Origin of the sequence: Herbaspirillum sp. DW155, assembly GCF_037076565.1 — a bacterium.
Taxonomy (GTDB): domain Bacteria; phylum Pseudomonadota; class Gammaproteobacteria; order Burkholderiales; family Burkholderiaceae_D; genus Herbaspirillum.
This window is the reverse complement of the sequence record NZ_AP029028.1, coordinates 3862481-3882849: the sequence shown is the minus strand read 5'-3', so window position 1 is coordinate 3882849 and position 20369 is coordinate 3862481. Positions and strand designations below refer to the sequence as shown.

Sequence of the window (20369 nt, the reverse complement as noted above, 5' to 3'; positions counted from 1 at the left end):
GTAAAACCCGCTGCAGGCAACTGCGTACATCAGACGACAAACGGCTGTCATCTGACCCCGGAAAAGCCATGTTCGCGGTCATCACCGCTTGTGGTCGATGCCCCGCAAAGCCAGTCGGCAGAAGGCTTTGCGCGGAGCAGCATGGATTTGCCGGCCTATGATTGAGGGCCGACCTCTGCTAGAATCGACCCCCTTCGCAAGTCAACTAGAGTCAACTAGAGAATACAGAGTATGGATTCGATGATCAGTAAGAAAGAAGAAGTGCGTCAGCAACTTCGTCAGGCAGCGCTGGACTACCACGAGTTTCCGACCCCCGGCAAGATCGCGGTCACGCCCACCAAGCTGCTGACCAACCAGCGTGATCTCTCCCTCGCGTATTCTCCGGGCGTGGCTGCGGCCTGCGAAGAAATCGTCGCCGATCCGCTCAACGCCTTCCGCTACACCGCCCGTGGCAACCTGGTGGCCGTCATCAGCAACGGTACCGCCGTGCTGGGCCTGGGCAACATCGGCGCGCTGGCTTCCAAGCCGGTCATGGAAGGCAAGGGCGTGCTGTTCAAGAAGTTCGCCGGCATCGACGTCTTCGACATCGAAATCAATGAAACCGACCCCGACAAGCTGATCGACGTCATCGCGGCCCTGGAGCCGACCTTCGGCGGCATCAACCTGGAAGACATCAAAGCCCCCGAATGCTTCTACATCGAGCGCAAGCTGCGCGAGAAGATGAAGATCCCGGTCTTCCACGATGACCAGCACGGCACCGCCATCATCGTCGGCGCGGCCATCCTGAACGGCCTGAAGGTCGTCGGCAAGGACATCAAGAACGTCAAGCTGGTGGTCTCCGGCGCGGGCGCGGCTGCGCTGGCCTGCCTGGACCTGATCGTCGATCTGGGCTTCCCCATCGAGAACATCTTCGTCACCGACCTGGCCGGCGTGGTCTACAAGGGTCGCAAGGAACTGATGGACCCGGACAAGGAACGTTTCGCCCGCGAAACCGATGCCCGCACCCTGGCCGAAGTGATTCCGGATGCCGACATCTTCCTGGGCCTGTCGGCTGCCGGCGTGTTGAAGCCGGAGATGGTCAAGCAGATGGCGGCCCGTCCGCTGGTGCTGGCCCTGGCCAACCCGACCCCGGAAATCCTGCCCGAAGAAGTGATGGCCGTGCGTGACGACGCCATCATCGCCACCGGCCGTTCGGATTATCCGAACCAGGTCAATAACGTGCTGTGCTTCCCCTACATCTTCCGTGGTGCGCTCGACTCGGGCGCCACCACCATCACCCGCGAGATGGAAATCGCCACCGTGCACGCCATCGCCGAGCTGGCCCAGGCCGAGCAATCCGATATCGTGGCCTCGACCTATGGCATCTCCAACCTGTCCTTCGGCCCGGAATACATCATTCCCAAGCCCTTCGACCCGCGTCTGATGATCAAGATCGCGCCGGCCGTGGCCCGTGCTGCCGAAAGCTCCGGCGTAGCCGCCCGTCCGATCCAGGACATGGATGCCTACATCGAGAAGCTGGAGCAGTTCGTCTACCACAGCGGTACCTTCATGCGCCCGATCTTCCAGGTCGCCAAGAAGGCCGCCGAAGCCAAGAAGCGCATCGTCTACGCCGAAGGTGAAGAAGAGCGCGTGCTGCGCGCGGTGCAGGTGGTGGTCGATGAAAACCTCGCCAAGCCCATCCTGGTGGGCCGTCCGGAAGTGCTGGAACAGCGCATCCAGAAGTTCGGCCTGCGCCTGCGCGCCGGTGTCGACTTCGAGGTCATCAACCCCAACTTCGACAACCGCTATCGCGATTACTGGCAGACCTTCCTGGAGATGTCGCGCCGCAAGGGCGTCACCGAGCAATACGCCAAGCTGGAAATGCGCCGCCGCCATACCCTGATCGGTTCCATGGCGATCCACAAGGGCGATGCCGATGGCCTCATCTGCGGCACCTACGGCACCACCCAGCTGCACCTGCACTACATCGACCAGGTGCTGGGCAAGCGCGAAGGCGTCAACGTCTACGCGGCCATGAACGCCGTGATCCTGCCCAATCGCCAGCTGGTGATGGTCGACACCCACGTCAACGAAAACCCCAACGCCCGCGAACTGGCCGAGATCACCATGCTGGCCGCCGAGGAAATGCGTCGTTTCGGCCTGCATCCGCGCGCCGCACTGCTCTCGCATTCCAACTTCGGTTCCAGCAACAACGAATCGGCCCGCAAGATGCGCGACGCCCTGGCAATCCTGCGCGAAATCGCGCCGGACCTGGAAGTCGATGGCGAAATGCACGGCGATACCGCGCTGGACTCCAAGCTGTTGAATGCGGTGATTCCGGATTCGCCGTTGAAGGGCGATGCCAACCTGCTGGTCATGCCCAACATCGATGCCGCCAACATTGCCTACAACCTGCTCAAGACCGCCTCGGGCAACGGCGTGGCCATCGGCCCCATCCTGCTGGGTTGCGCCAAGCCGGTTCATATCCTGACGCCTTCGGCCACCGTGCGCCGCATCATCAACATGACCGCCCTGTGCGTCATGGATGCGTTGTCGGAGCGTTGATCGCAGGCCTGACAGAGCAAGACCGTGAAGACGGCGCATGTCGCAAGGCATGCGCCGTTTTTCATTGTGTGGCCAGTGGTGCCGGATGGTTTTCCGGACATGGCGCGCAGCAGCATTCCGGGAATCCGCACGGGGTTTGGCAGCCGTTTTTGACGGATGTTGTAAAAATCCTTTTTAATCAATGCCTTGCCATTTTATTGCCGTGCTTTTCGTGCTGGCACGAAGCCTGCAATATGAACACCAAAACAAAAAAGCAAACACGGAGACAGACACCTGATGCGCTCTTTTGCATCGTCTTCACGCGCCCGGTCCCGCTGGTCTCTGCGTTATGCCTTGTTCCGGTTCCATCCAAGAACGATGACTCGCCGCCCGCGCCGTCCCCGGGACGAAGCGGTGGCCCCAACAGGAGATCTTCATGAGTGTCACCCCGCAAACGAGCAGCGCGCCAAGCACCCCCCTGAGCGCCGCCGACTACCGCAAGCGCATCTTCGCCATCCTCGGCGCCTCCTCCGGCAACCTGGTCGAATGGTTCGACTTCTACGTCTATTCCTTCTGTGCGATCTACTTCGCGCCGGCTTTCTTCCCCAAGGGGGATGCCACCAGTCAGTTGTTGAATACCGCCGGCGTGTTTGCGGCCGGTTTCCTGATGCGTCCCATCGGCGGCTGGCTGTTCGGCCGCATCGCCGACAAACACGGCCGCAAGACCTCCATGCTGATCTCGGTGCTGATGATGTGCGGCGGCTCGCTGGCCGTGGCCGTGATGCCGACCTACGCCACCATCGGCGCCTGGGCACCGGCACTGCTGTTGCTGGCGCGCCTGTTCCAGGGCCTGTCGGTGGGCGGTGAATATGGCACCTCGGCGACCTACATGAGCGAGGTGGCGCCCAATGGCCGCCGTGGTTTCTTCGCTTCCTTCCAGTACGTGACCCTGATCGGCGGCCAGTTGCTGGCCGTGCTGGTGCTGTTCGCCATGCAGCAGTGGCTGACGAAGGCCGAGCTGATGGCCTGGGGCTGGCGCATTCCCTTCGTGCTGGGCGCGGTGGGTGCGCTGGTGGCGATGTATCTGCGCAGCTCGCTGGCCGAGACCTCTTCGGCTGGCGCTCGCAAGAAGAAGGAGGCCGGCACCCTCAAGGGCTTGCTGCAGCACAAGCGCGCCTTCCTCAACGTGGTGGGCTTCACCGCCGGTGGCTCGCTGATGTTCTATACCTTCACCACCTACATGCAGAAGTACCTGGTCAACACCGCCGGCATGGACCCGAAGGTCGCCAACGGCGTCATGACCGGCGCGCTGTTCGTCTACATGATCCTGCAACCGATCTTCGGCGCCATCTCGGACAAGATCGGCCGCCGCAATTCCATGCTGTGCTTCTCCTTCCTGGGCATGGTCTGCACCTTCCCCATCCTGCATTTCCTCAAGGATGTGAGCAGCCCCGGCATGGCCATGGCGCTGGCCATCCTGGCCCTGACCATCGTCAGCTTCTATACCTCCATCAGCGGCCTGATCAAGGCCGAGATGTTCCCGCCTGAAGTGCGGGCGCTGGGCGTGGGCCTGTCCTATGCGGTGGGCAATGCCCTCTTCGGCGGTTCGGCCGAATTCGTGGCGCTGTCGCTGAAGTCGGCCGGGGTGGAATCGGCCTTCTACTGGTACGTGAGCGCACTGTGCCTGGTGGCGCTGATCATCAGCCTGCGCATGCCTGACCCGCAGCGTCACGGCCATCTGAAGGGCGATGTCGCCATGAACCCGGACGAGCATCACGACGATGCCGACGCCAGCGCCGGCAAGCTGCACAAGCCGGCCTGAGTGTCGGGCACGGCCGCGCCTGCCTGCCCGGGCGCGCGGCGCGTTATCATGAGGCCTTCAACGCGGCGCCCTGCGGGGCGCCGCGCTGTTTTCGACCTTTCTCTTCATGCGCGCACGACGAAACCTGCTGATCCTGACCCTGTTCCTGGCCGCCACCCTGCTGGTGTGCGGGACGACCTATCGCGTGGCGCTGGGCCGGGCCGAGAGCGACCAGCAGAACCAGGCCGCCGCGCAACTGCAGATCGCCGCGCTGGACCTGGAATCGATCCTGCAGAAATATGAAGCCTTGCCCTTCGCCTTGGGCTTCCAGTCGGACGTGCGCCAGGTCTTGCAGCATCCCGAGGATGCCCTGTCGGTGGACCGCCTCAACCGGGCGTTCAAGACCATCCAGCAGCAGTCGCGCGCGGTCAATATCTTCATGTTGAACCGTCACGGAGTGACGCTGGCGTCCAGCAACTGGGATGAGGAATTCAGCTATGTCGGCCGCGATTTCGGTTTCCGGCCGTATTTCCGCGAGGCCATCCAGGGGCGGGCAGGGCGCTTCTACGGCATCGGCAATATCTCCAGCGAACCCGGCTACTTCATCGCCCAGCCCATCTATCGTCGCCAGGATCAGGCCGAGGGCGATCTGCCCATTGGCGTGATGGTGGTCAAGGTGGACCTGGCCGAGTTCGAACATACCTGGCGCAGCAGCAGCGATCCCATCACGCTCACCGATGCGGGCGGGGTGGTCTTCCTCAGCAATCGTCCCGAATGGAAGTACCACAGCCTGCAAGCCCTGAGCGCGCCCGTACAGCGTGAGCTGGAGGGAACCCATCAGTATGCGGACCGGCCCATCACACCGGTATCCACCTTGCCGCCCGCTTTGCAGCGCGGCTTCGGCACCCATGTGTCGCGACCGGTGGGGCGGCTGGGATGGCAGTTGATGCTGTTTCCTTCGCAGGCGCGCATGCAGCGCACGGCCATGTTGTGGGCGATGGCGGCGGCGCTGTTCATGCTGGCGCTGGCCATTTCGCTGCTGGCCTGGTATCAGCACCGTCGCCGCCTGCAGGAGCGGCTGGCCTCGCGCACTGCCTTGCGCCGCGCCGCCGAGGAACTGGATCAGAAAATCGCCCAGCGCACCGAGGAACTGACGGCCGCCAACCAGGCCATCGCCGCGAAATACGCCAAGCTGCAGCAGACCGAAAGCCTCTTACGCACCACCCAGGACGAACTGGTGCAAGCGGGCAAGCTGGCCATGCTGGGCCAGATGGCCGCCGGTATGACCCATGAACTGAACCAGCCGCTGGCAGCCATCCGCGCCTTTGCCGACAATTCGGTGAAGTTTCTGGCACGCGGCCAGACCGAGCAGGTCGCCCAGAACCTGGAACACATCAGCCACGCCAGCGCCAGCATGGGCAAGATCATCGGCCAGCTCAAGGGATTTGCACGCAAGAGCCGCGAGGCCGTGGCCACGGTCGATCTGCGCCAGGCGGTGGAAGCCTCGGTGCGGCTGCTCGCCAGCGACTTCCAGAAGCAGGGCGTGGAGGTCAGCATCGACATGCCGCTGGCCGTGCAGGTGACGGGCGACGCGGTGCGCACCGAGCAGGTCATCGTCAATCTCTTGCGCAATGCCCTGGATGCGGTGGAAGAGGCGCCGCAGCAGCGCGTCTGCGTGAGGCTGGAGGTCGATGCGCAGCGCCAGCAGGCGGTGTTGCGTATCCGCGATTCCGGCGCCGGCATTGCCGACGAGGTGGCGCCGCACCTGTTCGAACCCTTCTTCACGACCAAGGCGTCGAGCAAGGGGCTGGGACTGGGGCTGGCGATTTCCTCGTCCATCGTACAGGCCATGAATGGTCATCTGAGCGCACATAATCATGAACAAGGCGGCGCGGAATTCGTGGTGCGCCTGCCGCTGCAAAAGACGGAGAACTGATGTGATGGACAAACCAGCCACGACCCTCAGCGCCATCCTGATCGAGGACGAACAGGCGGTCCGCCGCGCCACCGCCCAGGCGCTGGAGCTGGAAGGCTTTACGGTGACTGCCTGCGCCAGCGCGGAAGAAGCCTTGCCGCTGCTCACGCGCGATTTCCCGGGCGTGCTGGTGACCGACGTGCGCCTGCCCGGCTGGTCCGGCTTGCAGGTGCTGGCCCATGTGGTGGGCATCGATGCGGATTTGCCGGTGATCGTGGTCACCGGCCACGGCGACGTCGGCATGGCGGTGGAAGCCATGCGCGCGGGTGCTTACGATTTCGTGGAGAAGCCCTTTGGCTCGGACAGCCTGCTCGACATCGCCCTGCGCGCCCAGGAAAAGCGCAGCCTGGTACTGGAAAACCGCCGCCTGCGCGAAGCCTGGGCGCAGGACCCGGAACTGCCGCCACTGGTGGGCCAGTCGCCGGCCATCGAGCGGGTGCGCACGCTCATCCGCAGCCTGGGGCCGGCCGACGTGGACGTGCTCATCAATGGCCAGACCGGCAGCGGCAAGGAAGTGGTGGCACGCCAGCTGCACGCCGCCAGCGGCCGCAAGGGGCCGTTCGTGGCCCTCAATTGCGGGGCCTTGCCGGAAACGGTGTTCGAAAGCGAGATCTTCGGTCATGAGGCCGGCGCTTTCACGGGCGCGCAGAAGCGCCGCATCGGCAAGCTGGAATACGCGCACGGTGGCACGCTCTTCCTCGATGAAATCGAGAGCATGCCACTGGCCCTGCAGGTGAAGCTCCTGCGCGTATTGCAGGAGCGGCGCCTGGAGCGGCTGGGTGGCAACGAATCGGTGGCGATCGATTGCCGCGTGGTGGCGGCCAGCAAGGCTGACCTGCTCAAGCTCTCGGCCGAGGGCCAATTCCGGGAAGACCTGTATTACCGCATCGGCGTGGTCTCCATCGATCTGCCGTCACTGAACCAGCGCAGCAGCGATATTCCTTTGCTGCTGGCGCATTTCTGCCAGGCCGCCGCCGTGCGTTACCGGCGCGACGTGCCGGCATGGACGGCAGCGCAGATGCAGCAGTGGCAGCAGCGGGACTGGCCGGGCAATGTGCGCGAACTGCGCAACTTCGCCGACCGCTGGGTGCTGGGGGTGGAGCAGATTGCCGCCGTGCCGGCCGCAGCGATGTCGGCATCGCTGCCGGAGCAGGTGGAACAGTTCGAGGCAGGCCTGATTGCAGCCGCATTGAAGGACAGCGAAGGCAGCGTGGCACAGGCAGCCGAACGGCTGGGCATTCCGAAGAAGACGCTCTACGACAAGATCCGCAAATATCAGTTGGCCGGTACTTGATCGCTGGCCGCACGTGCGGGTCTTTTCTTCAGGCGAGCCTGTGCGCAGATGAAAAAAACGCCGCTGCGGTGATGATCCGTAGCGGCGTTGTGCGATTCGGCAGCGCTTGCGCAGGCGAGCACTGCGAAGCGGACCTGCTCAGTCCTTCTGGTATTGCGGCGAACGCGGACCGTACAGCAGGCCGTTGTTGCCGCCGGCACGCAGCAGGCGGTTGCTGGTCACGCTGGCCATCTTGTAGCTGGCGTCGGTGGTGGTGCTGATGATCTGGTTGACCACGGCCGAGAGCAGGATGCCCACCAGACCATTGTTCTGGTTCTGACGCTGTTCGGCACTGGAGGCGCGCGCCGAACCCTGCCACAAGGTCTTGCCCGAGCGCAGGTCGACCAGCTTGGCATCGGCCGCCACCACCGTATCACTCTGGACCACCTTGTAGGAAGTGCCATAGTCGGTCACGTTGATGTACAGCGCGGCGTCGGCACCGAAAATGTCACGCAGCTTCTTGACCGGCACCTCGTGGATGTCGGCGGCGTTGGTCAGGCCGTTCTGCTTGAAGGTCTCGTTTGCCAGCGAGACCGGGATCACGTAGTAGCCCGATTCGGCCAGCGGCTGGGTGGCCTGCGCCAGCATGCCGTAGGGCGCGATGACCTCGGAAGAGCTGTTCATCGGCGGCAGCACCAGGATCGAGGCCGGACGCGCGGCCTTGAACTCGGCATAGTCATACGGCTTTTGCTGGGTGGCGCAGCCCGAAGCCAGCAGCGCCAGCAGTACGGCGCCAAGCGCCTTGAATTTGTTCAGCATCATTTGCTCAATCCCTTCTTGTAGTTGCGCATCAGGAAGTCCATGTAGGGTGCGGATTCCGGGAACAGCGACTTCTCGGTCTGCAGTTCCTGGATCAGCTGGTCTTCCTTGCCGATGGAGGCGTACAGCAGGCCCAGATGGGCGTGGTAGCCAGGGGGTACGGCGTCGTTGTTGGAGCGCATCTTCTGCAGGTTTTCTTCGAGCGCGGCGATCTCGGCGGCATTGCCGTTGCCTTCGGTCTTGAAGTGTTCGTACAGCTGGTCCTGGTAATTGCCCCAGCCATAGAGGGATTTCTGCTGCTGATTGGCACAGCCGGAGAGGGCCAGCGCCAGGCCGAGGGCGAACCCGGCAGCGAGTTTCTTGTTCATCATGGGCGTTCTCGTTCGTGTAGAGGGATCAGGGCTTCCATGCGCCGGAATCGATACCGGCCACGAGGTTCTGCACGGCTTCACGGATGGCCAGGTCCAGCACCTTGCCATTGAGCGTGGAGTCATAGCTGGCGGTACCGCCGAAACCGACGATCTCACGGTTGTCCAGACTGTATTCCCCCGCGCCTTGCGACGAGTACACCACCTGCGAGGTGTTCACATCCACGATGTTCAGGGCCACCTTGGCATAGGCCACCTGCGATTTGCCGCGACCGAGGATGCCGAACAGCTGGCGGTCGCCGGTCTCCTTGCGGCCGAACTCGGTGACGTCGCCGGTGACGACGTAGTTGGCACCCTTGAGGGATTGGGCCTGCTTGTTCAGCTTGGCTTCCTGGGCAAGTTCGCCCATGTTGTCGCGGTCCATGACGGAGAAGCGATTGCTCTGCTGCAGATGCGTGATCAGGATGGTCTTGGCCTGGCCGCCCAGCCGGTCCACGCCGTCCGAGAAGATGCCGCGCAGATAGCTGGAACGGTTGTCGAACTTGCCGACGGCGATCGGGCTGCGTGCCCCTTGATATGGCTGCTGCGCACTGGCCACCTGAGCCACTGGCAGACTGCGTGAATTTTCCGTGGCGCAACCCCCGAGCGCCGTCGCCATGGCAACCGCAGCCACAGCCGTGAAATACCTGCTAAACATAGTTGTTTCCCCGAATTGTTGATGTCGACAAGGGCAATCCAGATGCCCTTCGATATAGGCTGATGCTCTCGAAAGTGCCGGGCATTGCGCCAGACAAGTTTCGAGGCGGCAATTTTATCAGGGAGCAAGAGTTGTAGCGGTACAAAAATCCCTATTTCTTGATGAAATTTAACGGAGAGCGGTAATTCGTTATTACGCTTATAACGACTTGCCGGAGGGCGGCCGGTTTGCAGGTGATATCATCCGCCTCGCGCCGACGCCTGGCGTCTATCTTCATTAAGAATCAAGGCCATCCCCCCATGCGCGACATCATCAACGGCTTCCTGCGTTTCCAGCAGGAGGTCTTTCCCTCCCGTAAAGAACTGTTCAAGAGCCTGGCCAACGGGCAGACGCCCACGACCCTGTTCATCTCCTGTTCCGACAGCCGCATGGTGCCCGAGCTGGTGACCCAGCGCGAACCGGGCGACCTGTTCGTCATCCGCAATGCCGGCAATATCGTGCCGTCCTTCGGTCCGGAGCCGGGCGGCGTGAGTGCGACGGTGGAATATGCGGTGGCGCAGCTGAAGGTGTCCGATATCGTCATCTGCGGCCACTCCGATTGCGGCGCCATGACGGCGGTTGCGACTTGTGCCTGCCTGGATCACATGCCGGCCGTGCGCAACTGGCTGCATTACACCGATGCCGCCCGCATGATCAACGAGTCGCGCCATCACGAGACCGAGAAGGACCGTATCGATGGCATGGTGCGTGAGAACGTGATTGCCCAGCTCAACAACATCCGCACCCATCCCTCGGTGGCCGTGGCGCTGGCGCAGGGACGGCTGGGGCTGCATGGCTGGGTCTATGACATCGAGAGCGGTTCCATCCTGGCGCACGATACGGCCACCAATACCTTCGTGCCGCTGGCGCAGCACCCGGCGGCCCGCAGCGACGCCTGATCCGCCGCCCGCCAGCTTGCTCGGAGGCTGAGCACTCAGAGGCTGAGCATCCTCATGCTGGCTGCGGTGTAGCGCTCACCGGCGGCTGCCCCGCGCGGGAAGACCGCTTCCAGCGCCAGCAGATTTTCGGAAGAAAGCTTCACTGCGGTGGCGCCCGCATTTTCTTCCAGATAACGGCGGCGCTTGGTGCCCGGGATCGGCACGATGTGCGGGTCCTGGGCCATCACCCAGGCCAGCGCCAGCTGGCCCGGCGTGCAGCCATGCCGGGCTGCCATTTCCTTCACTTGCTCCACCAGCCGCAGATTGCGGGCGAAATTCTCGCCCTGGAAGCGCGGATTGGTGCGGCGGAAATCGTCCTCGGCCAGGTCTTCAAAGCGCTGGATGGTGCCGGTCAGAAAGCCCCGGCCCAAGGGGCTGTAGGCCACGAAGCCGATGCCCAGCGCACGGCAGGTCGCCAGCACGTCGGCTTCCGGATCGCGCGTCCACAAGGAATATTCGCTCTGCAGGGCCGTCACCGGATGCACCCGGTGTGCGCGCTGCAGCGTGGCCGCCGAGGCTTCCGACAGCCCGATGTAGCGGATCTTTCCGGCCCGTACCAGGTCGGCCAGCACGCCCATGGTGGCCTCGATGGGCGTGGCCGGGTCGATGCGGTGCTGGTAGTAGAGATCGATGGTCTCGATCCCCAGGCGTTTGAGGCTGCCTTCCACCGCCTGGCGGATGTAGGCCGGGCTACCATCCACGCCGCGCGCATCCGGATTGGACGGGTCGCGCCGCATACCGAACTTGGTAGCGATGAAGAACTTGTCGCGGCGTCCCTTGATGGCGCGGCCGAGCAGTTCTTCATTGGTGTAGGGACCGTACATGTCGGCCGTGTCGAGCAGGTTGATGCCCAGCTCCAGGGCGCGGTCGATGGTGGCCAGCGATTCGGCGTCGTCGCGCTGCGAACAGCAAGGATTAGTGGGGAGCCTATGGACATGTCTGAAAATCAGTCTGTAAGCGGCTTTGGACTTCTTGATGAGTGTCCACACTACCGTAGCATTTTTTTCAAAATATTACGCACGCAGCCTATTTCTATCTGTTCCAAAATTCGCCTACGATCTCTGCCCATAGATCTTTCTTCACCGAAACTAATGCATTTCTATGAACGAGGTGATAGAGCATGCGCTGAAACGTAAACGCCGATTAAGGACATAAGCGTATCTAGATCGGTAGAGGAAAGCGCTGTAAGTTTATCTGCGGAAATCAGCCTTGTAAGAGCCTTCTGATCGTTATTTGGGACGAGTAGTTTCCAAGTGGCAACGTCAAGGATTTTTGCTATCGCTTCTATCTGTTCCAAGCTTAGATTGCGCAGTCCGCGCACATATCGGGAGATCGTTTCAACTTCCAACCCTAATGCAGCGGCGAGTGGAGATTGAGTAATGGAGTTGGCCTTTCGAAGCGACGAAGATTTTGACCCAAGATCTTGGCAGCTGATACTGGCTGTTTTTGAAGAGATGTTCTTTTCATGTGCACGTTTCACGATATGCACATGGTCTAGCGACGGCGCAAAATATAACAGGACGCATAAAGTCAAAAAGTTAACTTCATTGGTCTATTTGCAATAGTATCCGCGAACTTCCTTTGCACCGATATCGCAGCTGGGATACCTGCCCCTAGCGATTTAATATCTCGTCATATTAATTACTCATCCTTCCTGGAGTGTTGCCGGTGTTCCATCTGCTTTGCTTAAGCCATTTATTCCTTGGCATTCTGCATTGCTGGATATCAGCCGGCCCTATTTCTTTTTGGCTCCTAGCAAAGGTATTGACCTGCCCCCAGACTTTCCGCTTGGTTAAGCGCAGAGACGGTCAAATCTCGCAAGCAAAGAAAGACCCTGAAACAGATGTTCCTAGACTTAAGAGAGCTGGGATATGAAGGGTCGTATGACCGCGTAGCTGCCTTCAGCAGGCAATGGAAGGTGGGTCAAATAGAAAGGGTCATATCTGCGAGCAAATCAATAGGAAAGAGGGATTAAGTGCTTTCGCCGTCACCGCTCAAACGGTCAAGAATGACCTTGCCTCCGGATATGATGTCCGTTTGCACTGCAATGCGCGCGGCGCGCGGATCTTTCTGCAAGAAGGCCTCGATAAGGGGGTAGTGGTGATCCACCATGTCGCGCCCACCCGCCTCATATGACTGTGCGATTAACGGCCCCATCTTGAGCCACAGCCCACTGAGAATTTCCAGCAGCGTCGGCATGCCCGCGATGCGACAATATTCGAAATGGAAAGCTTGATTTAACTGGACAGCATCTACGAAACGTTCCTCCCGGAGCGCACGTTCGTTCTTACCCATTAAATCGCGAAGTCGTTCGATGTCCTCGCTGGTCGCTTTGGAGGTTGCTGCGGCGGCGGCCATGCCCTCGAGTTCAACGCGGATGTCACGAATCTCCATGTACTCGGCACGGCCAATCCTGCGAACCCGAATGTCGCGTGGGCTGCGCATAACCAATGCGCCTTGCTGGACGAGTTGTTGGATTGCATCGCGCACCGGCGTGACGCTAGTTCCCATTGAATCGGCCAGCTCACGAATCTTGAGTCGGTCATCCGGCCTGAGTTGCCCCCGGATGAGCGACTCAGACAGCCTCGTGTAGATCTTGCCTCCACGGCTCAGATCGTCTTCCATATCTTCGGTTTCCAGCAAGTTGTACACCGTAATCCATTTATTTGGTCCCGGGTGAGAATTGTACACCGCTGTCCTGCTATATGGCCCGTAGGACTAGTCTTTCCAAGACTCGAGAGTGGGTTCAACATCCTCGAGTCTTTATGCACTCAACATGAGCGGCTAGATTCAATGGATGCCAACCATGTTTCAGTGACCGTTGCCGCGCATCCGCTCACTACGGCGACGCACCCACTCCATCACAATCAGCAGGGCTAACGCCGATCCAATCAGCAACGTTGCAGCGGCTGCGATGGTGGGGTCCAGGTTTTCCTTAATGCCGCCAAACATCTGAATCGGCAAGGTCCGCTGCGTGGGGCCTGCAAGGAAGAGTGTCACCACTACTTCATCGAAAGAGGTAGCAAAAGCAAGCAATGCGCCTGCCGCCACGCCGGGCCCAATCAGCGGCAGCGTAACTCTCCGAAAGGTCAGCATAGGGGAGGCACCCAGACTGGCCGCGGCGCGTGACAGGTTGCTGTCGTATCCCTGCAAGGTGGCACTCACCGTGGTGACGACGAAAGGCAGGCCTAATGCAGTATGGGCGAGAATCATGCCACTATAGGTGTTGACGAGGTCCATCCGTGCAAAGAAGAAGTACATGCCCACAGCCACGATAACCAGCGGCACCACCATGGGCGAGATAATCAATGCCATGACTAAGGCCTTGCCTGGGAATTCTCCCCGAGACAGGCCCATGGCCGCCAATGTGCCTAGCAATGTCGCCAGAATCGTCGCCGCTGGCGCAACAATCAGACTATTGCGCAGCGCGTCGATCCAATCTTGTGAGTCTAGGAAGGCCTTGTACCAGCGCAGAGAAAAGCCGCTGATCGGATAGCTTAAGAACGAACCTTCGTTGAACGAGAGCGGCACCATGACCAAAATGGGCAGGATCAGATAGACCAGCAATGCGCTGCAAAAGAGTCCAAAGGCCCAGCGCCAAAGCAATGATCCATTGGAGGAATAGGTTTTCTGCATAAAATTCTCCTAGCTGGCAATTTAAGCGGGCTTCACAGCTGTCGGACGGGTGGCACGTGCATAAATGACGTAGAGCAGCAGCACGACTATCAACAACTGACTGCCCAGCGCTGCGGCCATGCCCCAGTTGATAGTGCTATTGGTGTAGTAGGCGACGAAGTAACTGGCCATCTGGTCGTCCGGCCCACCCAGAAGGGCTGGCGTAATGTAGTAGCCAATCGCCATGATGAACACCAGCAATGCGCCGGCGGTCAAACCGCTATAGGTCTGTGGTACATAGACACGCCAGAATGCCTCGATTGGATGGGCGCCCAACGAGATCGCCGCTCGCACATAGTGCCCGGAGATACCCTTCATCACTGCGTAGAGAGGTAGGATGATGAAAGGCAAAAGAATGTGAGTCATGGCGATATAGACGCCGGTACGATTGAATACGAGCTCCAGCGGCTTGTCGATCAGGCCCATCCAGATGAGCGCTCTGTTCAGAATCCCCGCCGACTGCAGCAAAACTATCCAGCCGGCAGTACGCACAAGCAGCGACGTCCAGAATGGCAGCAGCACCATCAGCATCAGTAAGTTAGCGCGACTGGTGGGCTGGCGGGACAGCCAGTAAGCCAGTGGGTAGCCTAACAACACACATCCCAGCGTCACCATGGCCGAAATCCAAAGCGTGCGCAGCATCACGTCTACGTACAGCGCCTGCTCGGCTGGCCGCTTGACCACTTCGCCCGTAATCGGATCCACCCGACGATCAATCGCCGCCCATTGATAGTGCGACGTCAGTGGCGTGCCTGCACGTACGACCGTCTTCCAAGTAGACACTTGCCCCCATAAGGGGACGGCCTCGACGAGCTGGTCACGCATTGAGGATGTGCCGTCGACAGGGATTTTGCGCAACGCTGACAAGGTGACGGATGGCAGACTGGACAGCGCAGCGTCGTCGTAGCCTAGTCGCTTCCCCAGCGTGGGTACCAGACCCGCTCCACGATCACGTGCCGTCCGCAGGTCCTCGGCCAGAGCACGGTAGCTGGCCTCGTCGGGCAGCTCACGCCCATTCCAGGACTTGAGAGTCGCGAGTGTCTCAGGCAGCGCTCGCCTGACCTCTGGGTTCTCCACACTGCGCCAAAGCACCGTGGCGATCGGCCAGACGAAACAGGTCAGCAGGAACAGCAGTACGGGCAGCAGCAACAGCCAGCTGATGCGATGCTTGCTGAGGCGTGTCCGCAGAGGCGGCCTGGAGACAATGGGCTTCGCCTCAGAGGCGGCCAGTGTTGCAGTGGGGCTGGAGGACGACATGGAGTGGACTCATCAAAAAGACATTCAGGGAATACAGTGCGGTGTGCGGACAAAGAACGTCCCGCACCGCCAGTGGATTTACTTTGCGGCCCAAGCGTTGAAGCGCTGCTCCAATTGCTCACCGTTGTCGATCCAGAACTGCGTGTTCACGCTCAGCGCCGCGTGCAGGTTATCCGGCGCGGTCGGCAGGTTCTGCAACGCCTTCGGGTCAATCATGGCAGAGGCGCGCTTGTTGGTCGTGCCGTAGGGAATGGTCTCTGCAAATGCCTTCTGGCTTTCTGGCTTGCTGGCAAATGCGATGAACTTCATGCTCTGGTCCTTGTTGGGAGAACCCTTGACGATAGCCCAACTGTCCATGTCGTACAGGCTGTCGGTCCACACAATATTGAGCTTGTGGCCCTCGCCTTGTGCGGCGGTTACCCGACCGTTGTAGGCCGACGTCATTACCACGTCACCAGACACGAGCCATTGAAGAGGCTGCGCGCCAGCTTCCCACCACTGGATGTTGGGCTTGAGTTGGTCGAGCTTACGGAACGCGCGGTCCACACCGGCCGGGGTAGCGAGAACTTTGTAGACATCTTCACGCTTGACGCCATCAGCCAGCAGGGCGAATTCCAGAGTGAACTTGGCCGTCTTGCGCAGGGCGCGCTTTCCTGGGAATGTCTTAGTGTCCCAGAAGTCAGCCCAGCTAGTCGGGGCCTTGGACAACTTATTGCTGTCGTAAGCCAATACAGTGGACCAGATAAAAATGCCCACGCCACATTCGCTGACTGCCGAGGGCAGGAATTGGCTCTTGTCACCGATCTTGCTCCAATCCAGCGACTCAAAGAGGCCTTCATTACAGCCGCGAATCAAGTCAGGGCTTTCCACCTCTACCACATCCCAGCTGACCTTTCCAGTTTCAGCCATAGCCTTGACCTTGGCCATTTCACCGTTGTATTCGGCTGCGCGAACGCTGCCCAGACCGGACTTCTCGAAGGGGCGATAGAAGGCCTTCTCTTGCGCTTGCTTGTTCAGACCGCCGAAGGAAATGACGGTCACGGGTTCGGCCGCGTGGGCGAGCAGCACGGTAGAGGCCAGGGAGAGAACGGTGAGTTTCTTGAGCAACATGTGGGGACTCCAGAGGTTGAGGTAAAAAGAAAACGAGAACGGCGAGCGAGAACCTGCAAGAACAAGGTCAGGAATTACAGTCGAGTGCACTGGCATCCTGGTGGCGCCAGGACACCGTCACGTTGGTACCAGCGGCCCATTCGGAGCGCATCTGCGACGCTGGGATCCTGGCAGCGAACTCACCACCATCATCCAAGGCCAACTGAGCACGCACGTGGTCACCCAAGTAAATCAGCTGGACGATGCGGGCCGGCAACTGGGCGTCCAACGCAGAGGTATTGATCTCGACCCGCTCTGGGCGTACCGACACCAGGGCCTGCTCTCCGAGCTTGGGCGTAGCTGGCGTAGTACGGGTGCTAAGCAACGAGCCGCTCGGAAGGCGCACGTCGGACCAATCGGTTTCGCGACGCTCCACCACACCTTTGAGCACATTGTTCTCGCCAACGAACTGCGCGACGAATGCATTGGACGGCCGCTCGTAGAGCGCCTGAGGGGCGTCAATTTGCTGAATCACGCCGTCATTGAAGACGGCCACACGGTCCGACATGGTCAGCGCCTCCGATTGATCATGTGTGACGAATACCACCGTCAGGCCCAGATCGCGGTGCAGGCGGCGAATCTCCAGCTGCATCTGCTCGCGCAATTGCTTGTCGAGCGCTCCCAGGGGTTCATCCATCAGCACCAACTTGGGCTCGAAAACCAACGCCCTGGCCAGCGCAATGCGTTGCTGCTGACCACCTGACAGCTGCGCGGGATAGCGCTCGGCCACATGAGCCAAACGCACCATGTCCAGCGCCCGCGCCACTTTCTCTTTCACGTCGCTGTGCGACAGGCGTCGCACACTCAGTGGGAAAGCCAAGTTCTGCGCCACAGTCATGTGGGGGAAAAGCGCGTAGTTCTGGAAAACCATTCCGATGTTTCGCTGGTGCGGCGGCAGCGTGTGTATCGGCTTGTTGTTCACCAAAATCTCGCCGGATGAGGGCTGCTCGAAGCCAGCCAGCATCATCAGGCTGGTGGTCTTCCCCGACCCCGAGGGGCCGAGCAGGGTCAGAAACTCGCCCTTATAGATATCCAGATTCAAATCACGAACCACGAAATGCTCGTCGTCATAGCTTTTCTGGATTCCCTTGAAACGTACGTATACCGGAGCGTGAGTCATTGAAAACCTCTTGTAACGGGTGAACTTTCGACAAATTATCAGATGATGATGCATCATCTGGATAGCAGCATCCGTGCCAGCCTTTTCCAAACCCAAGTGCATTTGTCCTGTTCGCCGGCGCACTCATCAATAGCGACGGCGCACTCATTTGGCGATTTATCAGTTTTTATGCACTAATGTTAAGCATGACCCTCCTTGCTGAGCCGAATGTCACCAAAAAATTTTAGTTAATTAAATTGGCACAAAAGTTGCTGTGCCATTGCATCTTCTGATTTATGATGCATCATATTGAATTTGACACTTCGCCAGCCCATGACCATCTCCCTTCTATCTGAACCCGTTCTACTGGATGCGCAGACATCCCTTGCGACTACCACCGCAGGCGGATTGCTCAGCACCGCGCCACCTCCCATTGACCAAGCGTTGGCCCTGGCGGTGGCGACCCAGCAATTTGGCTTCTCTGCGCCAGTGAGCCGCCTGAGCGGTGAGCGCGACAGCAATTTCTTATTGCGCTCACCCACCGGAAGCCGCGTGGTCCTCAAGTTCATTAATGCGGCCGAGTCGGCTGTCGAAACCGATTTTCAGATCTCCCTGCTGCGACATCTACTTGGGCGCGGCGCACGAGATTTCACGCCACACCATGTCCCTGCCCTCAGCGGCGCGGATTGGGTCGAGGTACGCGGCCAGGACGGAGGCGTGTACCGAGCGCGGGCATATAGTTTTCTAGAGGGCAACCCCGCCGCACGTGCGCCGGCGTCTTCAGCATTGCGCCTTGCACTCGGTCATACGCTTGCGGTGTTCGATGATGCGGTATCTGACTTCGTGCACCCGGGTATCGACAGGGTCTTCCTGTGGGACGTGATGCACCTAAATCTGCTCAAGTCCCATGTGATTCACATTGACGACGTGTCGCTGCGCGAGAACGCCGACCGCTTCATTGATGTATTCGCACAATCCATCCGCCCCGCGCTAGCGAATGTGCGGTGCCAACCGATCCATAACGACCTGAGCCAGAGCAATTTCGTGGTGAAAGAGAGTGACCCCACCCTAGTGGCAGGCGTGCTGGACTTCGGCGACATGACACACGCACCGCTGGTGTGCGATTTGGCCATCGCCGCTTCTTACCAGATGGCTGATGCTCCAATCCCGCTGCAGGCCCTGCATGACGTCACGGAAGGCTTCGAGTTGGTCACCCCGCTGCAGGACGTCGAACGAGAACACCTGCTGGACTTGGTTCTCGCGCGGATTGTGCAGCGGTTGGTCATCACCGAATGGCGGGCATCCCAGTTCCCTGAGAACCGCAGCTACATCTTGCGTCACAACCCTCAGGCACGCCGATTGTTATCCGAGCTCGAACCTGTTTGGCGTCAGCAGTCCAGGCATGGCCGCGACGCTGCGCGCCTCGCATCCCTATCAACCTCTAACGCTTCGCGCCCATGACCACACATCTCGATCCCCTTCTGACACGCCGTCAGCGCGTTCTGGGCCCGGCCTACCGCCTGTTCTATGAAGAACCCTTGTCGCCCGTCCGTGGTAAAGATGTCTGGCTATACGACGCCCAGGGCAAGGCATTCCTCGATTGCTACAACAATGTTCCTTCCGTAGGACATTGCCACCCGCGGGTGGTGGACGCCCTGGCACGCCAAGCAAACATTCTGAATACGCACACTCGCTATCTTCACGAAGACGTTGTGGCCTATGCAGAGTCTCTGGCGGCCCTCTTTCCTGAACCACTGGACACTGTGATGCTCACGTGCACTGGTAGCGAGGCAAACGACTTAGCCCTGCGTATTGCACACGATGTGACAGGGCGACGCGGTCTCATCGTCACAGAGAACGCCTACCACGGCGTCACCGTGGCTCTGGCGGACCTTTCCCCGTCGCTGCAGCCGGTGGGCGCACACGTGCGCAAGGTGCGAGCGCCCGACACCTATCGCAGTGAAGAAGGTGAAGACGTGGCCGAACGCTTTGCGAGCGACATCCGCGCCGCCGTGGAAAGCCTGCGTGCAGCAGGTCTCGAGCCGGCCGCATTGATGGTGGACACGGTGTTTGCCAGCGACGGCATCTTTCCAGAAGCCGAACGCGTGTTGACAGCCGGCGCCGCCGCAATTCGCGAGGCAGGCGGCTTGTTCATTGCAGACGAGGTACAAGGTGGCTTCGCTCGAACAGGCCAGGGTTGGTGGGCCTTCCAGCGCGAAGACGAGCTGGTGCCAGACATGGTCAGCTTGGGCAAGCCGATGGGCGCGGGCCATCCAATCGCCGGTCTGGTTCTTCAATCGCGCTGGGCCGAGCCCTTCGGCCGCGGACGTCGCTACTTCAACACCTTCGGGGGCAACACAGTTTCCGTCGCCGTTGGTCAGGCTGTGTTGCAGGTCATAAAGGAAGAAGACTTGCTTGCCAGTGCCGCTGGTGTCGGCGCACATCTGCTTGCTGGATTACGCAACTTGGCTGGTCACCATTCTGTCATCGGCGATGTGCGAGGCCAGGGTCTGTACGTGGGCGTCGATCTCGTAGAGGGATCCAAGACTCCCTCTGCCGCACTGGCGACTCGAGTGTGCAACGGATTGCGACAACGCGGTGTGTTGCTCAACACCAGCGGCCCGCACGGTAATGTCCTGAAGATTCGCCCTCCGCTGACCTTCAAACAAGAACACGCAGATCAACTACTGGATGCCTTGGACAGCATTCTCAAGCAAGGTTGACACCCCCCTTCTCTCTCCATCCATCGCAGAAAC

Annotated in this window: 17 protein-coding genes; 7 read left to right on the top strand and 10 right to left on the bottom strand. The window is 60.3% G+C overall.

Annotated features, from left to right (window positions below):
• The first annotated feature begins 231 nt into the window (after nucleotides 1-231).
• The 4 genes from AACH55_RS17640 to AACH55_RS17625 all read left to right on the top strand — a co-directional run bounded on the left by AACH55_RS17640 (nucleotide 232) and on the right by AACH55_RS17625 (nucleotide 7593).
• The gene (locus AACH55_RS17640) at nucleotides 232-2544 is read left to right on the top strand and encodes an NADP-dependent malic enzyme (protein WP_338715960.1); all 2313 of its coding nucleotides are present in this window, start codon (nucleotides 232-234) and stop codon (nucleotides 2542-2544) included.
• Between the two features lie 415 nt (nucleotides 2545-2959).
• The gene (locus AACH55_RS17635) at nucleotides 2960-4345 is read left to right on the top strand and encodes an MFS family transporter (protein ID WP_338715959.1); all 1386 of its coding nucleotides are present in this window, start codon (nucleotides 2960-2962) and stop codon (nucleotides 4343-4345) included.
• Between the two features lie 106 nt (nucleotides 4346-4451).
• Nucleotides 4452-6260: an ATP-binding protein gene (locus AACH55_RS17630; RefSeq protein WP_338715958.1), complete on the top strand. Its 1809-nt coding sequence runs from the start codon at nucleotides 4452-4454 to the stop codon at nucleotides 6258-6260.
• Between the two features lie 4 nt (nucleotides 6261-6264).
• Nucleotides 6265-7593: a sigma-54 dependent transcriptional regulator gene (locus tag AACH55_RS17625; RefSeq protein ID WP_338715956.1), complete on the top strand. Its 1329-nt coding sequence runs from the start codon at nucleotides 6265-6267 to the stop codon at nucleotides 7591-7593.
• A gap of 138 nt (nucleotides 7594-7731) precedes the next feature.
• Here AACH55_RS17625 and AACH55_RS17620 read toward each other — a convergent pair whose 3' ends face one another.
• The 3 genes from AACH55_RS17620 to AACH55_RS17610 are packed head-to-tail and all read right to left on the bottom strand — an operon-like array spanning nucleotide 7732 to nucleotide 9456.
• Nucleotides 7732-8391 carry a DUF799 domain-containing protein gene (locus AACH55_RS17620; protein WP_338720336.1) on the bottom strand — a complete coding sequence of 220 codons (660 nt, stop codon included), beginning with the start codon at nucleotides 8389-8391 and terminating at the stop codon, nucleotides 7732-7734.
• On the bottom strand, nucleotides 8391-8762 hold the full coding sequence (locus tag AACH55_RS17615; protein WP_338715955.1) for a DUF4810 domain-containing protein: 372 nt from the start codon (nucleotides 8760-8762) through the stop codon (nucleotides 8391-8393). Before AACH55_RS17615 ends, AACH55_RS17620 begins: the two co-directional genes overlap by 1 nt.
• 25 nt (nucleotides 8763-8787) lie before the next feature.
• Nucleotides 8788-9456, bottom strand: a complete 669-nt coding sequence (locus tag AACH55_RS17610; protein WP_338715954.1) for a CsgG/HfaB family protein — start codon at nucleotides 9454-9456, stop codon at nucleotides 8788-8790.
• Nucleotides 9457-9755: 299 nt separating this feature from the next.
• On the opposite strand from AACH55_RS17610, the gene AACH55_RS17605 reads away from it, so the two are divergent.
• Nucleotides 9756-10394: a carbonic anhydrase gene (locus tag AACH55_RS17605; RefSeq protein WP_338715952.1), complete on the top strand. Its 639-nt coding sequence runs from the start codon at nucleotides 9756-9758 to the stop codon at nucleotides 10392-10394.
• A 35-nt stretch (nucleotides 10395-10429) separates the two neighbouring features.
• Here the strand turns inward: AACH55_RS17605 and AACH55_RS17600 are convergent, their stop codons facing one another.
• From AACH55_RS17600 to AACH55_RS17570, 7 genes are all read right to left on the bottom strand, one after another.
• On the bottom strand, nucleotides 10430-11383 hold the full coding sequence (locus tag AACH55_RS17600) for an aldo/keto reductase (RefSeq protein ID WP_338720334.1): 954 nt from the start codon (nucleotides 11381-11383) through the stop codon (nucleotides 10430-10432).
• 149 nt (nucleotides 11384-11532) lie between these two features.
• Nucleotides 11533-11913: a helix-turn-helix transcriptional regulator gene (locus tag AACH55_RS17595; RefSeq protein ID WP_338715951.1), complete on the bottom strand. Its 381-nt coding sequence runs from the start codon at nucleotides 11911-11913 to the stop codon at nucleotides 11533-11535.
• Between the two features lie 491 nt (nucleotides 11914-12404).
• Nucleotides 12405-13058, bottom strand: coding sequence for a GntR family transcriptional regulator (locus tag AACH55_RS17590; protein ID WP_338715950.1), 654 nt, complete (start codon nucleotides 13056-13058; stop codon nucleotides 12405-12407).
• A 186-nt stretch (nucleotides 13059-13244) separates the two neighbouring features.
• On the bottom strand, nucleotides 13245-14069 hold the full coding sequence (locus tag AACH55_RS17585) for an ABC transporter permease (protein WP_338715949.1): 825 nt from the start codon (nucleotides 14067-14069) through the stop codon (nucleotides 13245-13247).
• Nucleotides 14070-14090: 21 nt separating this feature from the next.
• Nucleotides 14091-15365 (bottom strand): ABC transporter permease, encoded by a 1275-nt coding sequence (locus AACH55_RS17580; protein WP_338715948.1) that lies wholly within the window; start codon nucleotides 15363-15365, stop codon nucleotides 14091-14093.
• Between the two features lie 78 nt (nucleotides 15366-15443).
• Nucleotides 15444-16475: an ABC transporter substrate-binding protein gene (locus AACH55_RS17575; protein WP_338715947.1), complete on the bottom strand. Its 1032-nt coding sequence runs from the start codon at nucleotides 16473-16475 to the stop codon at nucleotides 15444-15446.
• 67 nt (nucleotides 16476-16542) lie between these two features.
• On the bottom strand, nucleotides 16543-17730 hold the full coding sequence (locus tag AACH55_RS17570; protein ID WP_338715946.1) for an ABC transporter ATP-binding protein: 1188 nt from the start codon (nucleotides 17728-17730) through the stop codon (nucleotides 16543-16545).
• Between the two features lie 216 nt (nucleotides 17731-17946).
• On the opposite strand from AACH55_RS17570, the gene AACH55_RS17565 reads away from it, so the two are divergent.
• Nucleotides 17947-19074, top strand: a complete 1128-nt coding sequence (locus AACH55_RS17565) for a phosphotransferase (RefSeq protein WP_338715945.1) — start codon at nucleotides 17947-17949, stop codon at nucleotides 19072-19074.
• Entirely contained in the window at nucleotides 19071-20336 is a 1266-nt protein-coding gene (locus AACH55_RS17560; protein ID WP_338715944.1) for an aminotransferase class III-fold pyridoxal phosphate-dependent enzyme, read from the top strand. The genes AACH55_RS17565 and AACH55_RS17560 overlap by 4 nt, the downstream gene beginning before the upstream one ends.
• Nucleotides 20337-20369: the final 33 nt, after the last annotated feature.